Origin of the sequence: Methyloceanibacter marginalis (genome assembly GCF_001723295.1) — a bacterium.
Lineage (GTDB): Bacteria > Pseudomonadota > Alphaproteobacteria > Rhizobiales > Methyloligellaceae > Methyloceanibacter > Methyloceanibacter marginalis.
Map to the genome: position 1 here is coordinate 1 of NZ_LPWD01000355.1, position 1,676 is coordinate 1,676.

At 66.1% G+C, this 1,676-nt stretch carries 2 protein-coding genes and 2 pseudogenes; all 4 read right to left on the reverse strand.

Annotated features, from left to right (window positions below; all coding sequences use genetic code 11):
• Window positions 1–176, reverse strand: a pseudogene (locus tag AUC71_RS21415) (DNA translocase FtsK); the annotation flags it as partial.
• 44 nt (window positions 177–220) lie between these two features.
• Window positions 221–547, reverse strand: coding sequence for a hypothetical protein (locus AUC71_RS21420; protein ID WP_244500948.1), 327 nt, complete (start codon window positions 545–547; stop codon window positions 221–223).
• Window positions 548–740: 193 nt separating this feature from the next.
• Window positions 741–1,004: pseudogene (locus AUC71_RS22805) on the reverse strand (DNA translocase FtsK 4TM domain-containing protein); the annotation flags it as partial.
• A gap of 217 nt (window positions 1,005–1,221) precedes the next feature.
• Window positions 1,222–1,676 (reverse strand): aminotransferase class I/II-fold pyridoxal phosphate-dependent enzyme (locus AUC71_RS12650; protein WP_141701671.1); only part of this gene is annotated, 455 nt, incomplete at its 5' end.

The window sequence follows — 1,676 nt, forward strand, 5'->3', positions numbered from 1 at the left end:
CGGGCGATGTCGTCGGCCAAACCGATGACGCGCGAGGACTTCGTGCCGGGCGCCGGCTCGAGTTCGTACAGGGTGACCACCGGGCCGGGGCGTACATTTGTGATCTCGCCCTTTACGCCGAAATCCTGCAGCACGCCTTCGAGCTCGCGCGCATTTTCCTGCAAGACCTCATCGCTCACGCTTTTGCCGCGGGCGGAGCGCGGCTGCGCCTGGAGCAGCTTCAGCGCCGGCGGATCGTAAGGCGTATCGGAATATTCGGCGTGAATGCTCGTATGCCGCTTCTTCCGCTTCTTCTCCTTCTGCTCGAGACGCGTGATCCGGTAGTCCGGATCGTCTCGTCCTCGAAATCCTCGTCCTCGTCGTCGTCGTAATCGACGAGAGGCGCTGGGCCAAAGGACGGTTCGATGCGGCCATGCGCATCGACCACGGGCTGGGGCTGCTCCCAATCCTCTTCGTCCTCCTCGTAGTCTTCGTCTAACCCTTCGGCGCGCGGCTTGCGCCGGAACAAGCGGCGCGTTGCCGCGAGCGTGTGCATGCCAAAATGCATGCCCGCGCGAGCCAGGCATTGGCCCATTCGCTGGCGGCGGCGGAACGCGGAGCCCACAACGCGATGAGACGCGACGTGCTCGTGCCGCAAGCGAACAGGAGCAGCCAGAAACCGATAATGAAGAATGCCAGCCCGGCGACGAAGGCGACGGCGCCTCCGGCAGGAACGGGCCGATGATATGTGCGCCGGCCATGATGAAGTCGCCGAGAATGCCGCCAAGGCCGTTGGGCAGCGGCCAACTCTTGGGCTGGGGCAGGGCGGCGAACGCCGCCCCCAGAAGGAGCGCGGAGGCGGGCCAGGCGAGCAGCCGCCACTTGCGGCGGTTGGGGACGGTGCGGGCGACGAGATGCCAGCCCCAGGCGGCGAGCGGCAGGAACAGAAAGATCGCCGCAAGCCCGAGCGATTGGATCCCGACATCGGCGGCGATCGCGCCCCAGCTTCCCAGCATGTTGCTGGGGGACGACCCGGGTCGCGTTGTTGAGGCTCGGGTCGTGCACCGACCAGGTCGCCAGGCTCACCCACACGGCGCAAGCGCCCGCGATCAGGACGAAGCCATACGTGCCGAAAATCAGCCGGCGCAAGCCGGTCTCCACGGCGCTCGGAAGGAGCCGCCGCTGTGCCTTTGCTCTACCTCTTGGTGCCATCCCTCTAACCCAATGTGGCGACGATGCGCGCTAAGCTTCCCGCGTTGTCTCCGCGTCATGCACGAGCGCGGCCCGAATGAAATCCCGGCCGGGGTCGGCCTGGCGGACTTGCGGCTTCGTGAGATAGGCCCCTGGCAGCACTTTGACACCACACCCTTTCCAAAGCGTTGTCGCCGCGGCCTCCCCGCCCCCGAAATCGGCCAAATTCAGCCATAAAAAGAAGCTTCCGGCGGGCCGGTGATAGTCATAGCGGCCTCCAAGGACCGAATCGGCGATTTCGAAATTGGTTCGGTAGAGCGCCCGTCCCGCCTCCACGTGGGACTCGTCGGCCCAGGCGGCGGCTGAGACATGCTGGATAGGGAGCGGCACTTGGGGGCCGGCGACGTTCCGGAAGCGGCCATAGACCGCCATGAATGCCGGATCGCCGGCGACGAAGCCCGAACGCAGGCCTGGCAGGCCGGAGCGCTTCGACAGGGATTGGAAGG